Here is an 18,638-nt window from a genome sequence, read left to right as displayed (position 1 = left end):
GCGTGGACTGGGGAATACTGAAGGGGGTTGACATCCTTGCCCTCATAGAAGGCCGGATTCCCGCTCATTGACTGAAGCTGTCGGCGGACACCTCGGCGCTCCCCAGGGCATCTGACGAAGCGATGTCGGTTTCATTACTGAGAAAAAGGGTTCTTCACGCTGATCCGTGAAGATCCCATTTCATTCCTTGCTCAGATCGCGAGCCCCGCTTTCCGAGGAGCGGGCTGGATCTTACCAACCGCAGCCAAGGCGGCAAGACTGATCACGGCGGTCAGCATCAGATAGTAGCTTGGCGCGCTCTTGTCACCGGTCACGCTCAGTAGCCAAGTGATGATAGCCGGCGTGAACCCGCCGAATATGGTCACGCCAATGTTGTAGCCGATCGACATGCCCGTGGCACGCGTCGAGGTCGGAAAAACTTCCGACATCAGGGCGGGCAAGGCGCCGAAGTAAATCGCCTTCAAAAGTGCGAGCCAACCCACCAGCACGAACAACGCCGTCACCGAGACGTGCGCGACGACATACGAGAACGCCGGGTAGCCAGTGACCAGAAAAAGCAGCGCTGCCAGCGACATCTGCTTTAGCCGGCCGACGCGGTCCGACAGGTATCCGGCGAACGGCGTGACGACGGTCAGGATCACGCCCCCCAGAATGGTTGCGGCAAACCCTGTGGAAGCATCCAGATGCAACTGGCGAATCGCAAAGGTCGGCACGTATTGCACGAGATAGTTGACCGCCGTCGAGACAGTCAGCGCGCCGATGGACACCAGCAGCATGAGCTTTTGCGTCGCGAAGACGTCGCGAATCGGCGTCGTGGTGTGCCTGGCCTCGGTGAAGTCGGGAGCGTCTTCCAGGAACCGGCGAAGATACAAGCCGACCGGGCCAATCAGCAGCCCAAAGAAGAACGGCACACGCCAGCCCCACGCCTCGAGCGCGGCCGGCGTCATGAGTTTCGCGAGCACAAAACCGAAGGTGGCCGCCATCAACGTTGCCAGGCCCTGCGTGGCGAACTGCCAGCTGGCGAGAAGCCCTTTGCGATGGGGCGCGTGCTCGATGAGCATGGCTGTGGAGGCGCCGAATTCACCGCCCGCCGAGAAGCCTTGAATCAAACGCGCGACAAAGACGCCGATGGGCGCTGCAATACCGATGGTCTCGTAGGTCGGGATGAGCGCGATGATGGCGGTGCCGATCATCATGAGCCCGACCGTCAGCAACAGGGCAGCCTTGCGTCCGTGCTTGTCCGCGTAAGCGCCGAGCACCATGCCGCCGAGCGGGCGCACCAGGTAGGATGCGCCGAATGAGCCGAAAGTGAGCAGCATGGAAGCTGTCTCATTGACGGTCGGGAAGAAGTTCTTTGCGATGTAGACGGCGAAGAAGGCGTAGATGGCGATATCAAACCATTCAAGCGCATTGCCGGCCGAAGTGGCGACGACGATCTGCGTCAGGCTGAGGGGCTTTTTCTGCATGATTTCAGCCTACAGGATGGATTGCGGCGCGATGTTCCGGGCGCCGTTTGAGTGTGTTGCAACGATGGCGCGGCCGGCGTCGCCCAGGTCCCACCACAGGCCGGCCATCAGCCCGAGCGCTTCGCGGGCCACGGAGCCGAGCAGATGCTCGTTCGGCGCATGCTGGTTGCAGGCGGGGTACGAGTGGGGAACCCAGAGCGTCGGCAGGCCAAGGGTCTTGGCAAAAACATCGTTCGGTACGGTGCCCCCGAGATTTGGCAGTAGCGCCGGTTTTTTGTCGGTCGTCGCGCGCATCGAGTCGAGCGCCCAATGGACCCACGGGTCGTCGAGGTCGAGCCGGGTTGCCGCGGTGCCCGATGAGACTTTGACCTGCACCTGCGTGAATGCCAGGCGCGCGAAATGATTTTCGAGATGTTCGCCGATACGCTCCCAGTCCGTACCGACGACGAAGCGCAATTGGCAAACGGCCTTTGCGAAAGGTGGAATGGCGTTGACGGGGGCGTCCGCGTTACCGGACTTGATTGCGAGCACCTCGAGCGCATTCCATCCGATGACGCGTTCAGTGGGACTCAGTCCGGGTTCGCCCCAAGTTGGGTCGATCTCGGGAGAAGTCTCGTCGCGGCCCAGTTCGATGTCGGCGAGCGCGCGGCGCACGGCGGCCGGGATCGGCGGCGGCCGGAGCCCATCGACCGCGATGCGGCCGTCGCGGTCCACCAGGCTTGCAATGGCATGAGATAGCACGACCGCGGGGTTGCGCAATACGCCGCCCCAATTGCCTGAGTGATGGCCGCCTTCACGCAGATCCACCAAAAGCTCGAAGGGTACGCCACCGCGTGAACCGAGAAACAGCGTCGGGCGTTCCGCGCTCACGCGTGGACCGTCGGATGCGAGAAACAAGTCGGCGGCCAGCGCGTCCCGCTGCGCGGCGCACACTTCGTTCAAACCCGGCGAGCCTATTTCTTCGCCGGTTTCGAAGATGACCTTGACGTTGTAGCCAAGCTTGCCGCCGCGAGCTTTCAGAACCGCTGCAAGGGCCGCGAAGTTCACCGAGTGCTGCCCCTTGTTATCGGCGGTGCCGCGGCCGTACCAACGGTCGCCGTCGACGACGATTTCCCACGGTTTCAAGCCGTCATGCCACTGGTCGTCATAGCCGCGCACGACGTCGCCGTGGCCATAGGTCAGGACGGTGGGCAAGTCGTCGCCTTCATGGCGCTCGGCGATCAGGAACGGCGCGCTTTCGACCACCGGATTGGCGACCAGTCGGCTCGTAAAGCCAAGCTTCGCCAGCACGGGACCGATCTCGTCCGACAAGTACGCGTGGAGCATTGCCGCCTGCGACCGATTCTGGCTTTCGGTACGAAACGCGACACGGCGCTCGAGGTTGGCGAGCAGGTCGCCGGAATCGAACGTTTCGAACGCGTTGGCAATCGCCGCGGCGCGGGTGTTCGGGCTGTCGTTCACATCTCCTCCTGGTTGCCATTTCCGATCTGATGCAAAGTCTAGGGAAGTCAAGATTTCTCTACAATTTCAAAAAATGCGGATAGCATTGCCGAAATGGCAAAGCAAGAACGGAGTGGAAGAGATGCTTCACGGTATCGCCCTGCGGTATTTTGTCGAGGTCGCGCGCACCGGGTCACTGAGCGCGTCGTCCGAAAACCTGCACGTTGCGGTCTCGGCGATCAGCCGGCAAATCGCCAAGCTTGAAGAGGAGGTTGGCACGCCGCTGTTCGAGCGAATGCCAAGGGGCATGGTGTTGACCGAATCCGGAGAACTGCTCGCGCAGCATGCGCGCCGCGCGCTCATGGACGCTGACGCGGTACTGAACGAGATATCGACGGCGCATGCGCTGGGCAGCGGCATCGTGCGCGTGGGGTGTACCGAAGGCTTCACCCGGTATTTCCTGCCGAGCGTTTTCGCCACTTACCATGCGGCGCATCCTCATAAGCGCTTTGTCCTGCGCTCGGGAACTCCCGTTCAGGTCGAGCACTGGGTGGCAACCGGGGAGGTCGACTTGGGCCTTGCGTTCACCACGGCGCCGTCGACGGCGGTTCATGTCGAATTCAGCGTCAATGCACCAGTTTGCGCGCTGCTTCGGGCTTCGCATCCACTGGCACGGAAAGACGTACTGACGCTCGACGACCTTCTCGAATACCCGGTAGCGGTTCTGGAGCGAGGAACGACGGTGCGTCAATTGATCGATTTGTGCTGCTCCATTCGCGGCAGACACCTGGAGCCGCTGATGACCAGCAACAATTCGAGCGCGATGCATCAGTTCGCGGCGCTTGGCGGGGCGATTACGTTAGGGAGCGCGATTGCCCTGCAGGGCATGCAAGACGAATATTCATTGCTGGCAAAGCCGATCGACGAGCCGCTCCTGAACGAACGGCGCCTGCAGATCACGGCCATGAAAGAGCGCCGGTTGCCGCCTTCGGTAGATCAGTTCCTGATGGCGTTGAAGGACGCTGTGACCGCCAGTCTGCCGCCGGAATGAGGCGTTTGCCGGCTGGGTTAGCGGAGCCGGTCGGAGACCGGCCCAAGATCACAGACTCGCCTCGACGCCAGGTCCGACCCGGAAAAACGCCACGGTAGGCTGCCACCCTGACGTGGCAGCACGGTCTTGCCGCGTTGCGCGTGCGCGCTTCACCACCGCTTTCTTCGACAGCGTTAATTGTCCAGTGTCTCTGCGCACTCAATCAGGAGCGGACCTTCGCGCCGGGTCTGTGCTGGCGGGCGCCGCAGCCACGGCGTGTACCTCTCCCCCCACATAGCGGAGGCATGTCCGCAGGATCCCGGAGATACATCGCAACGACCCGACTGGTGTCTTCGGGGAACTCAAAGACACGAAAAACCGCCTACAAATTCTCGCTGCGGGTCCTCGGAGGCTAGGCAAATGGCGCAGCCAAATGCGATCTCAGGTCGGCAACCGACTGGCGGAAGATTGCCAGTCTAACCTTATAGAAAGCGGATCGACGTATCGGCAAAGCCCTTCCAGCGCCGAATCTTACCGTCGACGACCGTGAAGATGTGCAGCCATTCGGTTTCAACCAGCTTACCTTCAGGACGCGTGGTCCCCCGTAAGAAGCCGAGTACAACCACATGGTCACCTGACTCGATAAACTCGCGTGGTTCGAAGATTTCCGTGTCATCCGCCCGTGCGAGCTGTGCGAAGAAGCTGGCGACTTCCGCTTTGTTGTTGCGCTGCCCGGTGTAGGGGATCTGGGGTGGCCCTACCATCTTCCAGTCAACCTGGTCGGCCACCAGATCGAGGATGGCATTGACGTCGCCGCGGCCATACGCCTCATAGGCTGTTTTCACGACAGAAATCGGGGTTGTCATTATTGTCTCCGGTTGCACACTCCGGCCCTGCCATCACAGGGGCGGATGTCTCCAACTTAGAGCGCAATGGTGTCCCCAGCAAGCGCCGTGGTGCCGGGTTTGACGTCGGGATTTGACTGCGCAGTAACTACTGGGTTTGACGGCGACAAAGTGGCGCATTTTTTTTCCTTCCTGGGGCGAAGTGTCTGCACTGTCGGCCAGTTTTATCGCCAGGATACGGCCATCGACATTTCCGAAGCGGATGACCGCATCTCGGCCGACTCAGCCCTTCGGCGCTGCGCAGTCGTATGGCTCTATAAAGGGTCGGTCTGAGACGGTCGCCGTTTCACGCAGGCGTCCGTCGGAGACCGGCCACGATGAGTCATTCTCCGACCGCGCGGCTCGGCCACCCAAATGTCAGCGTGGCCCAATAAGTGGAACTGAACCCGAGAAAGCATCGGCGAGCGCAGGCCTACTTTCCACCGCTCTTGCCACCCCGGCGGCCGTGCGCCGGCGCGCCTTGGCGAAGTAATCTCGGCTTGCGGCCTCGCGCTTATGCGCACAGCGTTTTGTGGCCTCTCTCTTGCCTGGACGGCCTTCCGATTGCGTTCAAACATCCGCCCTAGGCTCGGTCCTACGACTTCAGTGGCCGCGCTCTCGCCCGTAATATGGCGTTCGAGGTGCCACTTCCGAGCCCCTGACGGCTGGAAGGGCAACGCGATTTCGGCAGTACCTGTCCCGGAGAGTGAGCAGACGTGCTCTTTCGTCGCATTCCTGTATCTCCGTGCTCATCAACTATAAGAGGAGACGAAAAGCGAACAAGGCGAAAAATGCCTAAAAAGGCGGGTTAGGCAGCAAAGAGCCGCCGTCGCCCTGAGAACAGCGTGAATCCCGCCGGGCTTGTGGTTAGCGAACCGTCGATTGGCGAACGCAGCCTTGGGATAAGGCTGGCGGGCCAGTATATTCAGATGTCAGTGGCAGGTGAGGGAGCGAAACATGGAGCGCGAATCGGTTCGACTCAGGATGTGGACCTCCGGCGCCTACGCGCTGGCCTCGGCCGGCGCGGACGGCACGGCCAGCCTCGTCGAGCATGACGGACGAGGCGCCCTGCACACGATCGATATCGGCCCGGACGGCTTCGAAGAAGCAGTTATCCGGCGCCGCGTGGAGGCCGGCGGCGTGGTCATGCGCAGGTCCCGGCTGCGTGGCGATTCACGCGGCAATGTCGAGTGGGAGCAGCAACTCGACAGCCCCCACATCACCCGCACCGATGTCTGGTCGGCGCCTGCTGTGGGACCGGGCAGGTGGACGCGCGAGGACGTCCGGCCGAGCCGCACCACGCGCTATATCCGACACAGTGACGGCAGCTTCCGCGCCGTGGCGACCGCGCCGGATGGCACGGAAATCTGGACGGCGGATTGGCAAAGCAAGCAGGGCCGGCTGCACGGCACCTTCTTCCGCAGCGACGGAAGTGCCCTGGGCGATGCCAGCGTGAAAGGCGGTGGCCAGCGGACGATGCAATGGACCGGGCCCGACTCGCAAGGCACCTCGTCCCGGACCTACAAGGGCGCGGACGATACGGTGGTGGAGGTCAAGGACTACACCCAGCGCGACGGCGCGCACGTCCACATCGTCCGCACGTACGAGCCGACGCCGGGGCGCGGCCACGAAACGGGAAGCAGCACCAGGGGCGTGTCAGACGAAGGGATCAGTCCCGCGAGGTCGTGGATCAAAATCGACGTCAACGACGACAAGGACAATCCGATGGGGCAGCACGACGACGGGCACAGCTCGGTGGAGTTCGGCACCGAGTCCAATCCCGACGGCACACGCACGGAATACACCATCAGCAGGCATGAGAAGCCCGACGGTTCGTCGTCCATGGACAGGACCGACTGGTCATCCAACGGCGACACCGGCTCCGCCGCTAGTACGACCGACGTCAATGGAAACACTTCCACGACTGAAGTGGCCAGGCACTCGGACGGGAGCTACACCGTCAANGTACCGTCGACAAGAACGGCGACGGCACGGAGCAGACGGACTCGGTGGACAAGGACGGCAAGATCACGAACGGCGAGCCTAAGACCGTCAAGGGCGGCAAGATCGTGGCCGGCCCAACCGCCGGCAATGCCGATGGCTCGGAAGGCTCGGATCACTCCGGCGACGGCGATGACAACGACAACGCTGATAGCAATGTGGCGGACAACGCCAACGACTCCGGCCCCCCCGATGACGACGACCATCCCGACCCAGATGCGGATGCCCAGACCGGCCTGCCAGCGGGCGACGGGGACGACGGTGACCAGGAGGGCAATCCGGACGGCCGCCTTGCGGGGATGGACCGGGACACGCTGCTCGCCCTGGTCGGACGCGCGTGGCGCGGCGAGGAAGAGGTCGACAGCCTGGGCGATACGAATGCCCGCTACGGACGCTGGCTCGGTGCACTCAGGGCCGTCGTGGCGGCCGGCGGCACGGTCGGAAGCACGGGAGAGGAACTGGACAGCCTGGGCGCGCCGATCCCCGGATTCGACTTTTCCGGTGGCGGAGGTGGTCACCGGGACGAAGACCTCGACAGCCTTGGCCGCCCGGTGATCGACCTCGACATCGTGCCCCGGCCACGTCCGGGTTCGGACGGCATGACGCGGCTGGGGTCGCTGCTTGACCTCTGCGCGCAGCTCGCCGCGGGCTCCGCCACCGTGGCGGCGTCCGTGAACCTGCTCAGGCAGGCCTGAGCGGGCCGCGCGGTCGAGTCACCCGACTGCCATCCTATTGAGAGGCATTCGCGGAAATGTGGTCGAGAGGAGCGATGCCCTACCGATGTCCGAGTTGGCACGGAAGCGCGGTTATCCGCCCATGAATGGTCGAGGGCCGTTCCCGGCCAGTTTCTGTCCTTGGAGCCCGCCAGCACGGATGACCGCTGTTCGGCCGACGCCGACACTCGACCTGATACGTCCAACGGCGGAGAGGTATCGGCTGAGGCATGGCGTGGTCCCGCGAGCGATCGAATACGTCTCCGGTCGTAGCGAACTACTTCGTCTGCAGACGATATCCGTAGATCCAGCGCGGATTACTCTCGATCTGAGTGCCGCTACACCGAACCCGGTTTGCTTCCCTTGTGACAAGTGCTCGACGTTGGGCGCTTGCAAAGCGCCCAAACTATGACTTCGAGTGCATGATGATCCACGGACTAGAAGCGAGCCCGCTAATGATTTTCAACTGCCTTGACGCGCGCCGTACCCTCGAAGGCAGCCAGGACGGGTCCTTGTCATCGCACGGACATCATAACCTGGCCGGGGCGCCAGCCCCAGCCATGGCCTACGTTTCACTGAGAAGGCAGCAGGCCCTGCAGATCCTTCAGGCTGGGTGTTCCAGGCGCCGCAGCGGATGGGCGTGCCGATAGGGTGGGCCGCTTTGCATCCTCCGGGCGCGGCTTGGCAACCGCTGAAGGGTCCAGCCGCCCGCCTTGTCCCAGTGCGATCTGGCTGCACCCTTGCAGGATGCCGTCCTTCTTCAGGCCGTTTGTGATATCGATCGCCAGTACCGAGCCCCGTTCCTCAATGGGAATCACGGTGCCGCCACGATTGAACGCAAAGTTGCCCCGCCACACGGCTCGGTGCTGGCTGACGTCGCTCAGCGTGACACCATAGCTGATCGAGAGACGATTGCCGGTGCTGCCGCTGATCACCCCGCCGCCGTGCGTAATGGTCAGGATAGTGTCCGCGCCGAACGCAGCGGCCCTGGCCGCGGGTCCGTTTTGATCCAGTTCGAGACCAGAGATTTCTTCAAATCCGGTGGTAGCTCCGCAACGCCCGGCGATCTCCCGGAACTTTGCGCGAAATGCGCCAGAAAAATCTGGCCCCCATCCCATGCCCGCACCCGATATGACATACAGCCGAGTCGGCCGTGCATCGTAATCCAGCGCCCGATTGGTGGTCACGGCAGTCGGGGCCGCGCAGGCACCCAGCGCGAGTGCCAGCACGGCCGACATGGAAGGTCTTGCTATACGGAAAGCGGCAGTCAGGCAAGCAGGCGTCATCGGAAGGAGCTTCGAGCAAATACGCATTGGTCTTATCTGGAGAATACAATGTCACTGTCGACCATATAGAGCATGCAGTCCTTCCCTGCCGCTTCCTTGCATATCTGCAATGCTCTTTCCTTCGTGTCGACCGGCCTGGTCGGATCCTTGGGGCGACTGCCCCAGGTTGCGACGGAATAGCCTGTATCCGAAATCGCAAAAGCCCGCGGGAATGGCCTTGTCAGAAAATCGCGAAAGCGTTCCTGGCCTTTCTCCCCAAGGTAGGGTACGGACAAGCCGGGTTGACCACCTGTTGGTTCCGGTGCTTTTGCCAGTTTGGCTGGCTGGGGCGGATTCTCGGCGCGAAATTTTTCCAGCGCCACTTTTGCACGCGCAGGAACTTGCGCTATCCAGTCAGCCGGAATGGCAAAGTTCAGGTTCTGCGCATCCTTGAGCGTCAGGTAGGCGATGCCAATCAGGCGGCCGTCAGTATCGAACACGCCGCCGCCACTGGAACCCGGAGAAATCGGGGCGCTGATCTGGATCCGGGTAAGGTTGTCATCCTTGTCGTGATTCAGCGCGGATAGGAGCCCGTCGCTCAAGGTGAGTTCCATCCCTCGCGGAGCCCCAATGGCGTAGACCTTCTGCCCCACCTTCAGAGTCGACACCGGAGCGATCTTCACGGCAGGTGCGGCAAGACCTTTCGCACGAATGATGCACAGGTCGCGCTCTACGTCAGCGTGCGCGAGCTGAGCCGCATGCGCGGTATTTTCGTGCTTGATGGTGATCGACCGTCCTTGGGTCAGAACGTGGCAATTGGTGACCAGTTCCTCGTGGCCTGTCACGACAGCGCTCCCCATTTTGATGCGCTGCCCTTGAGCATCGTGGACGCTGACCAGCCAGATACTTGGGGAGCGCTTCTCATACAGGTCGGCAGCCTCGATCGCAAAGCAGGAAACCGTTGGCAGTAACAGCACAGCGGCCAGCGAGACCCGGAACGCTATTCTTCTGATGAGGACTAGAGCTGCCATATTTCAGCGATGTTTCATTATTTGAGTTTTCCCTCCCGTTCATTTGAACGCCTTCTGCCCGCCTGATCGGTATGGCAAGTGGGAAAACGCGGAGAGGCAGAGTAATGTAACCCGAATTGGGAATTGAAATAAGAGCCATCCCTCCTACGAAGGAGGGGTGTTTGTCGTAGGCTGCAAACAATCTTCCGGTAGAAGGAATGTAGAAGACGATTTAATGGAATGCTCCGAGCACGTGGACTTCGACGTGGCGCGGGCTTATCCGTCCACAGGCGGAACAAATTTCACGGTAGCATCTGGCTCTTACGGGACTAGCAATTGCAATGAGGAGGTTACCGTACCCTTCGACAAGATCCAGCCATTCCTCTCCAAGGAGGGACGGCGGAAGATTCGGTACTTTCGGGTGAAATAGGCGTTATGCGTCGCGACCACCCACACCTTTCTGGACCCCAGCCGGACGCTGATCGGTTCTCACGTCACGGTTGAACGGCTGAAACGACACCAAACTTCGGTTGTTCGCAGATGGGTGCGCGAATGACCGTGACGGGTCGGTCAGAGACGGCCTCGCTTTCGCGGCGGGCATCCGACCGAGACCGGCTGCGGATTCAACCGGTCGCCGGCGTGCGCCCGCACTCTTGTCACGTCATCGGCCTCTTCAGCCGCCGACGGCGTAGCCAATGACCACCTCGGCCGTCCCGATCGAGGCGTCCCGTCTCCTTCGCACGTCAAGCACCCGCCAATGCATCTCCGGGGGATCAAGGCGAGGGCGCAGGCGGGTGAATCCATGCCGGCAGATGCTGCACCAGCTTCCCGGCGGCGGCACGCACCTCCTCCAGCGCTTTTTCGGCGATCGGCGACAAGGGCGAGCCTTTGCGCCGTACGATTCCGACTGACCGGATCGGACCATCCACAATCTGGCAGAGACGCATCCCCCGCAGATCCAGCAGCGGCATGATGCCCAGGTAGGGCTGTATCGCTATCCCCAACCCCTGGCGTACAAATCCCGCCGCAGTGGCCACCTGGTCAAATGAGAGCTTCGGACGGAAGACAATGCCCCGCTGCAGGAACGCGGCGCTGACGTACTCCTTGGCGGTACTCGCGTCGGTTCCGCTGATCAGCGGCAGGTCGAGCAGTTCTTCCATTCGCATGATCGGTCGCACCGACGTCTCCCACCCCTCCGGCGCCAGCAGCGCAAAGCGGTCGCGCATGACCTCCTCGTACTCCAGCTCCGGGTGCGACGGCGCTGCGGAGGCCAGGGCGAAATCCACCTGATAGTTGACCAGGCGCAGAATCGTGGACGCGTTGGTGCCGTCGTAGATCGTGAAGCGCACCTCGGGAAAGTGATTTTCCAGGCTCGCGCAGACCCCCGGGAGCACTGCATTTGCCAGCGACGGGATCGCCGCGATGGCGACGTGGTGGGCTTCATGATCCGCCAGGCCCTGCAGACGCTGCAGACCGGTATCGAATTCCCCGACCACGCGCCGCGCCAGTGAGGTCATGCGCTCACCGGCCGCTGTCAGCCGCACCGAGCGCGTGGAGCGTTCGAACAACACGACGCCCAACGCGTCCTCCAGGTCCTTCACAGCCTTGCTGAGGGATGGCTGTGTCACGAAGAACTTCTCGGCCGTACGACTGAAATTGAGCGACTCGGCAAGAGCCAGGAAGATTCTGAGTTGACGTGGCGTCACATTCACGCGTATTCCTCATCACAAGAGATCCGACCCAGCTGGCGGGATCGAGGAGATCCAGGTTGCCATGCGTCGGCCTATTTATTCCTAAACTCTATCATTAAATAGGTATAAAGAATTTCACTTATCAATCGGCCCTGCTTACGATTTCGCCCAACGCTGACCGGGATGACAGGTCGCGATGCCATAAAGGAGATCAATCGAATGCTGAAACTGACCGACAAAGTTGCCCTCATCATGGGATGTGGCGCAGTGGCCCAAGGATGGGGCAATGGAAGAACCATGGCGGTCCTGATGGCCCGGCAGGGTGCCAGGATTTTCGGCACCGACCTCAATCTGGCGAATGCCGAAGAAACGCGCAAGCTGATCCAGGAAGAAGGCAGCCACGCCCATGTGGTGCAGTGCGACTCCACCAAAGCCCATGACGTCGAGCGCGTGGTCAACGAGTGCTTCGAGCGGTATGGGCGCATCGACATCCTGGTCAACAACGTTGGCCTGTCGCAGCCCGGCGGACCCGTTGATATGACGGAAGAAGTCTGGGACGCTCAGATTCAGGTGAACCTGAAAGGCGCGTATCTCGCCTGCAAGCATGTGCTGCCGATCATGCGCAAGCAGGGCGCCGGTTCTGTCATCAACGTATCTTCGGTCGCTGGACTGCGCTACGTTGGCAAGCCCCAGGTTGCATATGCAGCGGCCAAGGCGGCGCTGATCCAGTTCACGAAAACGACAGCCGTGATCCACGCCGCGGAAGGTATCCGGCTGAACTGCGTGGTGCCAGGCCTCATGCATACGCCGCTTCTCGATAACCTGGTTCAGAAATATGCGCAGGGTGACCCGGAAGGCTTCCTGGCGCGACGGAACAACCAGATTCCCATGAAATACATGGGTGACGCCTGGGACACGGCCCATGCCGCCCTGTTCCTGGCCGCCGACGAGAGCCGTTACGTCACCGGCACCGAGATCGTCGTCGACGGAGGCCTGATCGCCAGCACGCCTTAACGCCCAAACACCTTAACGCCCCGCACCTGTGCCCGGCCAGGTTCACGCGATCGCTGGAACTGGCCGGATAAAACAAAAAGATCGGAGACAACCATGGCATCCATCTATCGACGCCTTTTCAACGCCACCGTATTCGCTGTCTGCGCCAGTGCCAGCGCATTGGTTTCGGCAGAGGGGTATCCCCATCAACCGATCCGCCTGATAGTACCGTTCGCGGCCGGCGGCGCCGTCGATCAGACGGCTCGCATCATCAGCGTGGCCCTCGGCGAGAAGCTGGGACAACCTGTCGTGATCGAAAACAAGCCTGGCGCCGGCGGATCCATCGGCGCTGCAGAGGTCGCCCGTTCGAAGCCCGACGGCTACACGCTGATGCTTGCGCTGGATACGCAAGCGGCCAACTACCAGATCATGAAGGCGTTGCGCTACGACACCTTCAAGTCGTTCGACTACCTGAACCTCCTGGTGACGACGCCGCAAGTTCTGGTCACCCGCGGCGATCTGCCCGTCAAGAACCTGGAAGAGCTGATCGCCTACCTCAAAGCCCATCCAGGCACCACGTATGGCACGTCGGGCGTGGCGTCGGCCGGGCACGTCAACAGTGCCCAGATGGCCTTGGCGCGCCAACTGAAAACGACTCACGTTCCCTACAAGGGAGCGGCGCCGATGATTACGGACCTGCTCGGCGGGCACATCGATTTCGCGTTCGCGGGGGTCTCCGTACTGCTTCCGCATATCCAGGCCGGCAAGGTCAGGGCCATTGCCGTCGGATCATCGAAGCGGTCAGCACTGCTGCCGGGTGTTCCGACCATGAGTGAGTCCATTCCCGGGCTGGAGTACCCCACCTGGGTTGGCCTGGCAGCCCCCAGTGGCCTGCCGGCAGACGTCCGGCGAAAGATCGTTTCGGCCACTGCGGAGGTGATGCGCAACCCGGAGATCGCGAAGCGGTTCGCCCAGAACGGGTTTGACGTCGTGAGCAGCACGCCTGAGGAATTCAAGGCAAGGCTGGCAAAGGACTCCGGCATCCTGGAAGACCTGATTCGACGCAAGGTCCTCGTCAGTGAACAACTCTGAAAAAACAACCTGCTACCTACTTACCCATGATTGTCTCAGTCAACCCCTCGACCGGTGCAGAGATCGGGCGCTATCCGCTCGACCGTCCCGACGACATCGAGCAAAAGCTGCGTTCGGCCACGCTTGCCCAGCAAGCATGGCGCATGCAACCAGTTCATGAACGCTGCGCGCTCCTGAAGGCAGTGGCCGCGGTGCTTCGCCGTCATCAGGCGCGGTTTGCTGCCATGATCACTGCCGAGATGGGCAAGCCGATCGCGGAGGCGGCAGCCGAGATCGAGAAATCGGCGTGGACCTGCGAGTTCTACGCCGAGTCAGCGCCGGCCTTTCTGGCTGACCTCCGTGTTCCCAGCAGTGCGGCGGACAGCCGGGTGGTGTTCGACCCGCTGGGCGTCGTCCTGGCGGTGATGCCGTGGAACTACCCCTTCTGGCAGTTCATCCGCTTTGCGGCCCCCGCCCTGGCCGCGGGCAATGCAGCATTGCTCAAGCACGCCAATAACGTGCCGCAATGCGCGCTCGCGCTGGCGGACGTCTTCCGCGAAGCAGGCGCGCCCGAGGGCCTGGTCACCACCCTGATGATCGAAGCATCGGACGTCGCGGGTGTGCTGGACGATGCGCGCGTCGCCGCCGTGACGCTGACCGGCTCCACGGCCGTCGGGAAACTGATCGCTGCCCAGGCCGGAAGCCTCATGAAGAAGCAGGTCCTGGAACTTGGCGGCTCCGACCCGTTTATCGTGCTGGCCGATGCGGACGTCGAAGCCGCGGCCAGGATGGCAGTGAAAGCCCGGTTCTCAAACACGGGGCAGAGTTGTATTTCCGCCAAGCGATTCATCGTCGAAGAGGCGGTCGCCGATCAGTTCGTTGCCGCGTTCTGCGCCGGGACACGCATGCTGAAAGCTGGTGACCCCATGGATCGCCACACAACCATAGGACCACTGGCGCGCGCCAACTTGCGCAGCGATCTGCACTCGCAGGTAGAGCGCTCTGTCGATGCCGGCGCCGTGATTGCGCTGGGCGGGCACCCGCTCGACGGGCCGGGCTTCTACTACGCACCGACCATTCTGGACAGGGTCACGCCGCGCATGGCTGCGGCTGTGGAGGAGACGTTCGGGCCTGCCGCGGCGGTGATCCGGGTCAGCAGCGCCGAGCAGGCAATCGAAGTTGCGAACGCCACGGAATTTGGCCTGGGCGCCGCACTCTGGACCAACGACCTCGCGCGCGCCCATATCCTTAGCAGGCAAATCGAAGCCGGCGCCGTGTTTGTCAACGGGCTGGTCGCCTCCGATCCGCGCCTTCCTTTTGGCGGTGTGAAGCAATCCGGCTACGGCCGCGAACTCGGCGAGTTTGGCATTCGCGAATTCACCAACATCAAGACGGTGTGGGTCGGCCCCACCCACTGATCCTTCCTTCTCATTTTCCAGTCAACGCCATGATCAAGACCGCATCCAACTCCGTGCTGCTGAAGCCCGATACCATCCAGACCCATGACCGGGGCGGCGGCGCCCGCACGACCCCCCTGGTCGGCAAGATGGTCGGGGCCACGGCCTTCATCACGGGCTACACCGAGTTTGCCGGCGGCGCGGAGATCCCTTTCCATCATCACAATACCGAAGAGAGTGTCGTGCTGATCGAGGGGGACGCCATTTTTGACATCGATGGGCAATCCATTCCCGTCAAGCGAGGCGATGCCACGTTCATTCCCCCGAATGTTCCGCACCGCTTCCGCAATGCTTCGGCAACGGCGCCGATGAAGATTCTCTGGATTTACGGGTCAATGAACGCGAGCCGAACCCTGGTGGAGACCGGCGAAACCCGTCCCATCGCTGCCGAACACAACACGTAAATCCAGGGTTTCCCTGCCGGCACGCGCCAGGCAGGGAACTCCTGGGATAGTTCAGCGACAAAGTCCTTCGGCCCGAAGACACCGAAACTGGGAAACGCAGGCCAATGATCGGCGCGATGCGTCTCTGCTCGTCCGTGATTCTTGCAGCACCGGTTGTGGACAACATCTGGATCATCGGCGCTGGCAGTCGAAGCCCGTACGGTGGTGCCGATCGATGGGTCTTGCACGCAAAGATTGATGAGTCCACGATGGCCGCCATCGGGAACATAGGCAACATGCCCGACGTTGCATTCTTGGAATGCAGCGTAGATGTCCTTCTGCCACGGGCGTACGGTCTGGTCGAGGTCTGCAGTCATTGGCCTAAAAGGGTGTTGTCGTGGGTGCGCTTCATTAGACGGTCCGGATTGAACGCTGGCAAATTGAGGGTTTGTCTAGCCGCATTCACGGTGGAAATAGTGAGAACGCATGGGTGGCTAATGCAGATGAAGCGAGAATCGTGGCGCCGGGCGCACCGGGTGCGCCGGGCGGGAGAGGACTTCATCGTGGGCTGCGTGCGACCGTAGCAGCGAATCAGACGGCAGGCGCGGCCGCCTCTCCAAAGCATGCAACCGGGCGACGGCGATGTGGCCCGATGTGTCGGGCGAGTCGCAAAGAGAGCGGGCGATGGAGGGCTACCATCAATGGCAGCCGATCAAACGTGAGGCGTTGCAGGGCGCGCCGCGGACTGTTGAAACGTCCGAACGCCGGCGGCGCCTCGCATGTGAGCCAGGTAGCGCGTCCCGGTGCGGCGAACCTCAGAGGTCAGTCGATCATCGCGGCTTGGCGTGCAAACACCGCCGATGCCGATTCGCCCACGATGTCGCGATAGATGTCGACGTCGGTAGCGCCCTCACAGCCGAACAGCAGGACATGGCTGCTCGCATCCAATCCCAGCTTCGTCTTGAGTTCCGGATACGCGAGCGTATTCAGCAAGACGCCCATGCCACCCGAGGCGGATTCGCCGCTGACAATGGGAACATCTCCGCCACCGTCCGCCAGACTCTTGAGCCTGTTGCCCGCCGTCTCGGTCACGGCAGGCGCAGAGGTCGGCACGGTGATCCTGGCATTTGTGGATGTGCTCGCCCGTGCCAATCGGACACCGGCGTCCTCCGGGGTGAAGCAATAGTGGTTTGTCGACAGACCGGTTGAACCCAGACCGAGGAGCGGTCAGTTGACAGCCAACAACGAATGACTGTTTCCGGTAGTTCGGCCCGTGCCGACAGTTGGCTGGTCGTCGGCCTTTCCAGATGGTCGCGGATCGCCGGCGAAGGTCGGACAGGGCAGGTGATGTGGGCGTCTAGTATTACTCCCAACCCGACCACTCGTGGCTCGCTTGAGCGGTCGTTAAGGCGCGGAACAGAGGTCTGCTCGACATTACCTTTGCCTAGTTGACGCTGGCGATCCAAGTTGGAGCGGAGTCAGACTACGTTGGATCATGTCCTGTTGCGGCAGAAATGGTTTCTGCATCCTGTGGGCAGGCCTGAGGTCAGCCTAAAGAGTTGCAAGGAAAACTGCTTGCCGGATTGAAGCGTGATTGTCTTCTGCGACAGGCATGCAAAGCCTGCTGCTTCTGCGCTGTCAAGCAATTCTCCGGGTGGAACCAGCCGCATGATGGAGTTCAGTTCCTTCAAGCTTGCAAAAGGCGAATGAGTAACAGCATCGGCTCCCTGCTTGGGCAATTGCAGAAGGGCGGCCAGAAGTCCGTTCGGTCGGCAAAGCCTGCTTATGTTTCTCAATGCCACAGGGACATCTACGTACTCGAACACGAGGGCTGCATAGACCAGTTCGACGGCTTGCAGATCCGGCATGTCGCCCTGGATATCTGCACAATGAAGTTCCAAGCCTGGAATGGTGTCGGCGTAGCGATCCTTTGCGTCCGCGATGTAACGTGCATTGATGTCGATTCCGACGAGGCGCGAAACTCCGACTTCTGCAGCCTTGTCAAATCCATTTCCTCCGGCGCAGCCGACGAGCGCAACGGTTTTCGGCGCATGACTTTTCAATAGCGCCCCGAACTCAAGTGCGAGCATCTCGGCCTGACCTACGGCCGGCGATGCCATGTGCCTCTCATAGTCCGCCAGAGGGATAGCCACCCAAGGATTATTCATGTTCCCTCACGGATTAAAGACCGAAACTCATGCGCTCGACTACAGTAAGTTCATTCTACTCGGTCTTGTCATGGACGCTGTCAGTCCAGTGGCGTTCAGGTGACTTGCCTGCTGCCGTGGTCCCGGGCTTGCCGAATGAATCTCACATAGCCATCAGTGGGGGAAGCGAGGTCCCGCTCAATCCCCCACGTGCGCAAATCTCCGCAGCGCGCCAAGGTCCAGAATCTGGATCGCTCCGTATTCCACCGCGATCAATTTGGCGTCAGCCAAATCGCGAAGTGCACGATTTGTGTTCTGCCGCGATAGTCCAGACAGGCGTCCTATTTCCTCTTGGGATAGACCCAGGATCCTGTCAGTAGCTGGATAGAGCTGCTGATTGAACATCTCGGCCAAGCAGAATGCCAGCGGGGGGCGTTAAGCCTTCGGCGGACGCCCCGTCTTCACGGCTTCGAGCTTCCTGATTGTCGCCAGCAGTTCCTTCGGCGACCTCTCAGTCAGCAGCAACAACCCAGCACGAAGAATTTCGCATCTTCTTGATGCGAACGCCGCCTTCCAGGCAGCGCCCCTTCAGTTCTGCGATCTTCTGGTAGTCCGACTTCGGCATCGTGAAACTGTCGCGTACCACCTTTTCGCGCTTGGGCGCAGGCGCCTGCTTCGCCGGCTTCGCGTTCGAGCGCGACTCGGGCTTTGCTGCCTTGGCCTTTTCAGCCTTTTCAGCCTTTTCAGCCTTTGCCGGCTTTGCGGCCTTCACGGTCTTCGTGACCTTTTCAGCCTTCGCGGCCTTTACGGCTTTCACTGCTTCCACGGGCTTCTCAGCCTTACCGGCGCCTCTTCAGCGAAGCGCGTACCGGATTGGTCGTCACGGTCAATGCGGCGCTAACCCTACTGTATTGGCGGGTCGGCCAACGCTTCAGCCAATCTCCCCCGCATGAACGCTTCTTAGCAGACCCTTCTATGAGGGCGAGGGTGTCAACCCCCCTTACAGTATTGGATTTCAGCATAGGAATGTCTGGCGCGATACTCTCTCCTTGCAAGCCATTACTTTTCGTTCGCGGACTGACGCGGC

The 18,638-nt window shown here is 61.5% G+C and carries 17 protein-coding genes; 6 read left to right on the top strand and 11 right to left on the bottom strand.

Annotation, left to right across the window (positions count from 1 at the left end):
- Positions 1 to 191: 191 nt before the first annotated feature.
- Positions 192 to 1,469: an MFS transporter gene (locus DN412_RS26550; protein WP_115214314.1), complete on the bottom strand. Its 1,278-nt coding sequence runs from the start codon at positions 1,467 to 1,469 to the stop codon at positions 192 to 194.
- 6 nt (positions 1,470 to 1,475) lie between these two features.
- Positions 1,476 to 2,927 (bottom strand): M20 family metallopeptidase, encoded by a 1,452-nt coding sequence (locus tag DN412_RS26545; RefSeq protein ID WP_115214313.1) that lies wholly within the window; start codon positions 2,925 to 2,927, stop codon positions 1,476 to 1,478.
- 121 nt (positions 2,928 to 3,048) lie between these two features.
- Here DN412_RS26545 and DN412_RS26540 point away from each other — a divergent pair, with 121 nt between their 5' ends.
- Entirely contained in the window at positions 3,049 to 3,957 is a 909-nt protein-coding gene (locus tag DN412_RS26540; protein WP_115214312.1) for a LysR family transcriptional regulator, read from the top strand.
- A 461-nt stretch (positions 3,958 to 4,418) separates the two neighbouring features.
- Here DN412_RS26540 and DN412_RS26535 read toward each other — a convergent pair whose 3' ends face one another.
- Together DN412_RS26535 and DN412_RS26530 are read right to left on the bottom strand one after the other, a co-directional pair.
- The gene (locus tag DN412_RS26535) at positions 4,419 to 4,802 is read right to left on the bottom strand and encodes a nuclear transport factor 2 family protein (RefSeq protein ID WP_115214311.1); all 384 of its coding nucleotides are present in this window, start codon (positions 4,800 to 4,802) and stop codon (positions 4,419 to 4,421) included.
- 1,577 nt (positions 4,803 to 6,379) lie between these two features.
- Positions 6,380 to 6,664, bottom strand: coding sequence for a hypothetical protein (locus DN412_RS26530; RefSeq protein ID WP_133303085.1), 285 nt, complete (start codon positions 6,662 to 6,664; stop codon positions 6,380 to 6,382).
- Positions 6,665 to 6,829: 165 nt separating this feature from the next.
- Here DN412_RS26530 and DN412_RS26525 point away from each other — a divergent pair, with 165 nt between their 5' ends.
- Complete coding sequence (locus tag DN412_RS26525; RefSeq protein ID WP_115214309.1) at positions 6,830 to 7,516, top strand: hypothetical protein; 687 nt, start codon at positions 6,830 to 6,832, stop codon at positions 7,514 to 7,516.
- A gap of 590 nt (positions 7,517 to 8,106) precedes the next feature.
- Here the strand turns inward: DN412_RS26525 and DN412_RS26520 are convergent.
- The 3 genes from DN412_RS26520 to DN412_RS26510 form a co-directional block, all read right to left on the bottom strand.
- Complete coding sequence (locus DN412_RS26520; protein ID WP_115214308.1) at positions 8,107 to 8,772, bottom strand: hypothetical protein; 666 nt, start codon at positions 8,770 to 8,772, stop codon at positions 8,107 to 8,109.
- 80 nt (positions 8,773 to 8,852) lie between these two features.
- Complete coding sequence (locus DN412_RS26515) at positions 8,853 to 9,830, bottom strand: S1C family serine protease (RefSeq protein ID WP_115214307.1); 978 nt, start codon at positions 9,828 to 9,830, stop codon at positions 8,853 to 8,855.
- Between the two features lie 752 nt (positions 9,831 to 10,582).
- On the bottom strand, positions 10,583 to 11,521 hold the full coding sequence (locus DN412_RS26510) for a LysR family transcriptional regulator (RefSeq protein WP_115214306.1): 939 nt from the start codon (positions 11,519 to 11,521) through the stop codon (positions 10,583 to 10,585).
- A 198-nt stretch (positions 11,522 to 11,719) separates the two neighbouring features.
- Here DN412_RS26510 and DN412_RS26505 point away from each other — a divergent pair, with 198 nt between their 5' ends.
- From DN412_RS26505 to DN412_RS26490, 4 genes are all read left to right on the top strand, one after another.
- Positions 11,720 to 12,514 (top strand): SDR family NAD(P)-dependent oxidoreductase, encoded by a 795-nt coding sequence (locus DN412_RS26505; protein ID WP_115214305.1) that lies wholly within the window; start codon positions 11,720 to 11,722, stop codon positions 12,512 to 12,514.
- A 93-nt stretch (positions 12,515 to 12,607) separates the two neighbouring features.
- Complete coding sequence (locus DN412_RS26500) at positions 12,608 to 13,585, top strand: Bug family tripartite tricarboxylate transporter substrate binding protein (RefSeq protein WP_115214304.1); 978 nt, start codon at positions 12,608 to 12,610, stop codon at positions 13,583 to 13,585.
- Between the two features lie 26 nt (positions 13,586 to 13,611).
- The gene (locus tag DN412_RS26495) at positions 13,612 to 14,982 is read left to right on the top strand and encodes an NAD-dependent succinate-semialdehyde dehydrogenase (RefSeq protein WP_115214303.1); all 1,371 of its coding nucleotides are present in this window, start codon (positions 13,612 to 13,614) and stop codon (positions 14,980 to 14,982) included.
- 29 nt (positions 14,983 to 15,011) lie between these two features.
- On the top strand, positions 15,012 to 15,425 hold the full coding sequence (locus DN412_RS26490; protein ID WP_115214302.1) for a cupin domain-containing protein: 414 nt from the start codon (positions 15,012 to 15,014) through the stop codon (positions 15,423 to 15,425).
- 801 nt (positions 15,426 to 16,226) lie between these two features.
- Here DN412_RS26490 and DN412_RS26480 read toward each other — a convergent pair.
- The 4 genes from DN412_RS26480 to DN412_RS44690 all read right to left on the bottom strand — a co-directional run bounded on the left by DN412_RS26480 (position 16,227) and on the right by DN412_RS44690 (position 18,377).
- On the bottom strand, positions 16,227 to 16,496 hold the full coding sequence (locus tag DN412_RS26480; protein WP_115214300.1) for a hypothetical protein: 270 nt from the start codon (positions 16,494 to 16,496) through the stop codon (positions 16,227 to 16,229).
- Between the two features lie 401 nt (positions 16,497 to 16,897).
- The gene (locus DN412_RS26475; protein WP_208647662.1) at positions 16,898 to 17,524 is read right to left on the bottom strand and encodes a class I SAM-dependent methyltransferase; all 627 of its coding nucleotides are present in this window, start codon (positions 17,522 to 17,524) and stop codon (positions 16,898 to 16,900) included.
- Positions 17,525 to 17,749: 225 nt separating this feature from the next.
- Entirely contained in the window at positions 17,750 to 17,965 is a 216-nt protein-coding gene (locus DN412_RS26470; protein WP_279635241.1) for a helix-turn-helix domain-containing protein, read from the bottom strand.
- Positions 17,966 to 18,062: 97 nt separating this feature from the next.
- A complete protein-coding gene (locus DN412_RS44690) occupies positions 18,063 to 18,377 on the bottom strand; it encodes a hypothetical protein (protein WP_425267450.1) in 315 nt (104 codons plus the stop codon).
- Positions 18,378 to 18,638: the final 261 nt, after the last annotated feature.

It is taken from the genome of Cupriavidus lacunae, from assembly GCF_003353055.1.
Lineage (GTDB): Bacteria > Pseudomonadota > Gammaproteobacteria > Burkholderiales > Burkholderiaceae > Cupriavidus > Cupriavidus lacunae.
This window is presented reverse-complemented; position numbering and strand designations above follow the sequence as displayed.

Bases quoted from the DNA above. Each gene is read 5' to 3' on its own strand.
- DN412_RS26505 (WP_115214305.1), top strand. From the start codon at position 11,720: ATGCTGAAACTGACCGACAAAGTTGCCCTCATCATGGGATGTGGCGCA.
- DN412_RS26495 (WP_115214303.1), top strand. From the start codon at position 13,612: ATGATTGTCTCAGTCAACCCCTCGACCGGTGCAGAGATCGGGCGCTAT.
- DN412_RS26515 (WP_115214307.1), bottom strand. From the start codon at position 9,830: ATGGCAGCTCTAGTCCTCATCAGAAGAATAGCGTTCCGGGTCTCGCTG.
- DN412_RS26520 (WP_115214308.1), bottom strand. From the start codon at position 8,772: ATGTCGGCCGTGCTGGCACTCGCGCTGGGTGCCTGCGCGGCCCCGACT.
- DN412_RS26535 (WP_115214311.1), bottom strand. From the start codon at position 4,802: ATGACAACCCCGATTTCTGTCGTGAAAACAGCCTATGAGGCGTATGGC.
- DN412_RS26490 (WP_115214302.1), top strand. From the start codon at position 15,012: ATGATCAAGACCGCATCCAACTCCGTGCTGCTGAAGCCCGATACCATC.
- DN412_RS26475 (WP_208647662.1), bottom strand. From the start codon at position 17,524: ATGGCATCGCCGGCCGTAGGTCAGGCCGAGATGCTCGCACTTGAGTTC.
- DN412_RS26500 (WP_115214304.1), top strand. From the start codon at position 12,608: ATGGCATCCATCTATCGACGCCTTTTCAACGCCACCGTATTCGCTGTC.
- DN412_RS26540 (WP_115214312.1), top strand. From the start codon at position 3,049: ATGCTTCACGGTATCGCCCTGCGGTATTTTGTCGAGGTCGCGCGCACC.
- DN412_RS26530 (WP_133303085.1), bottom strand. From the start codon at position 6,664: ATGGACGACGAACCGTCGGGCTTCTCATGCCTGCTGATGGTGTATTCC.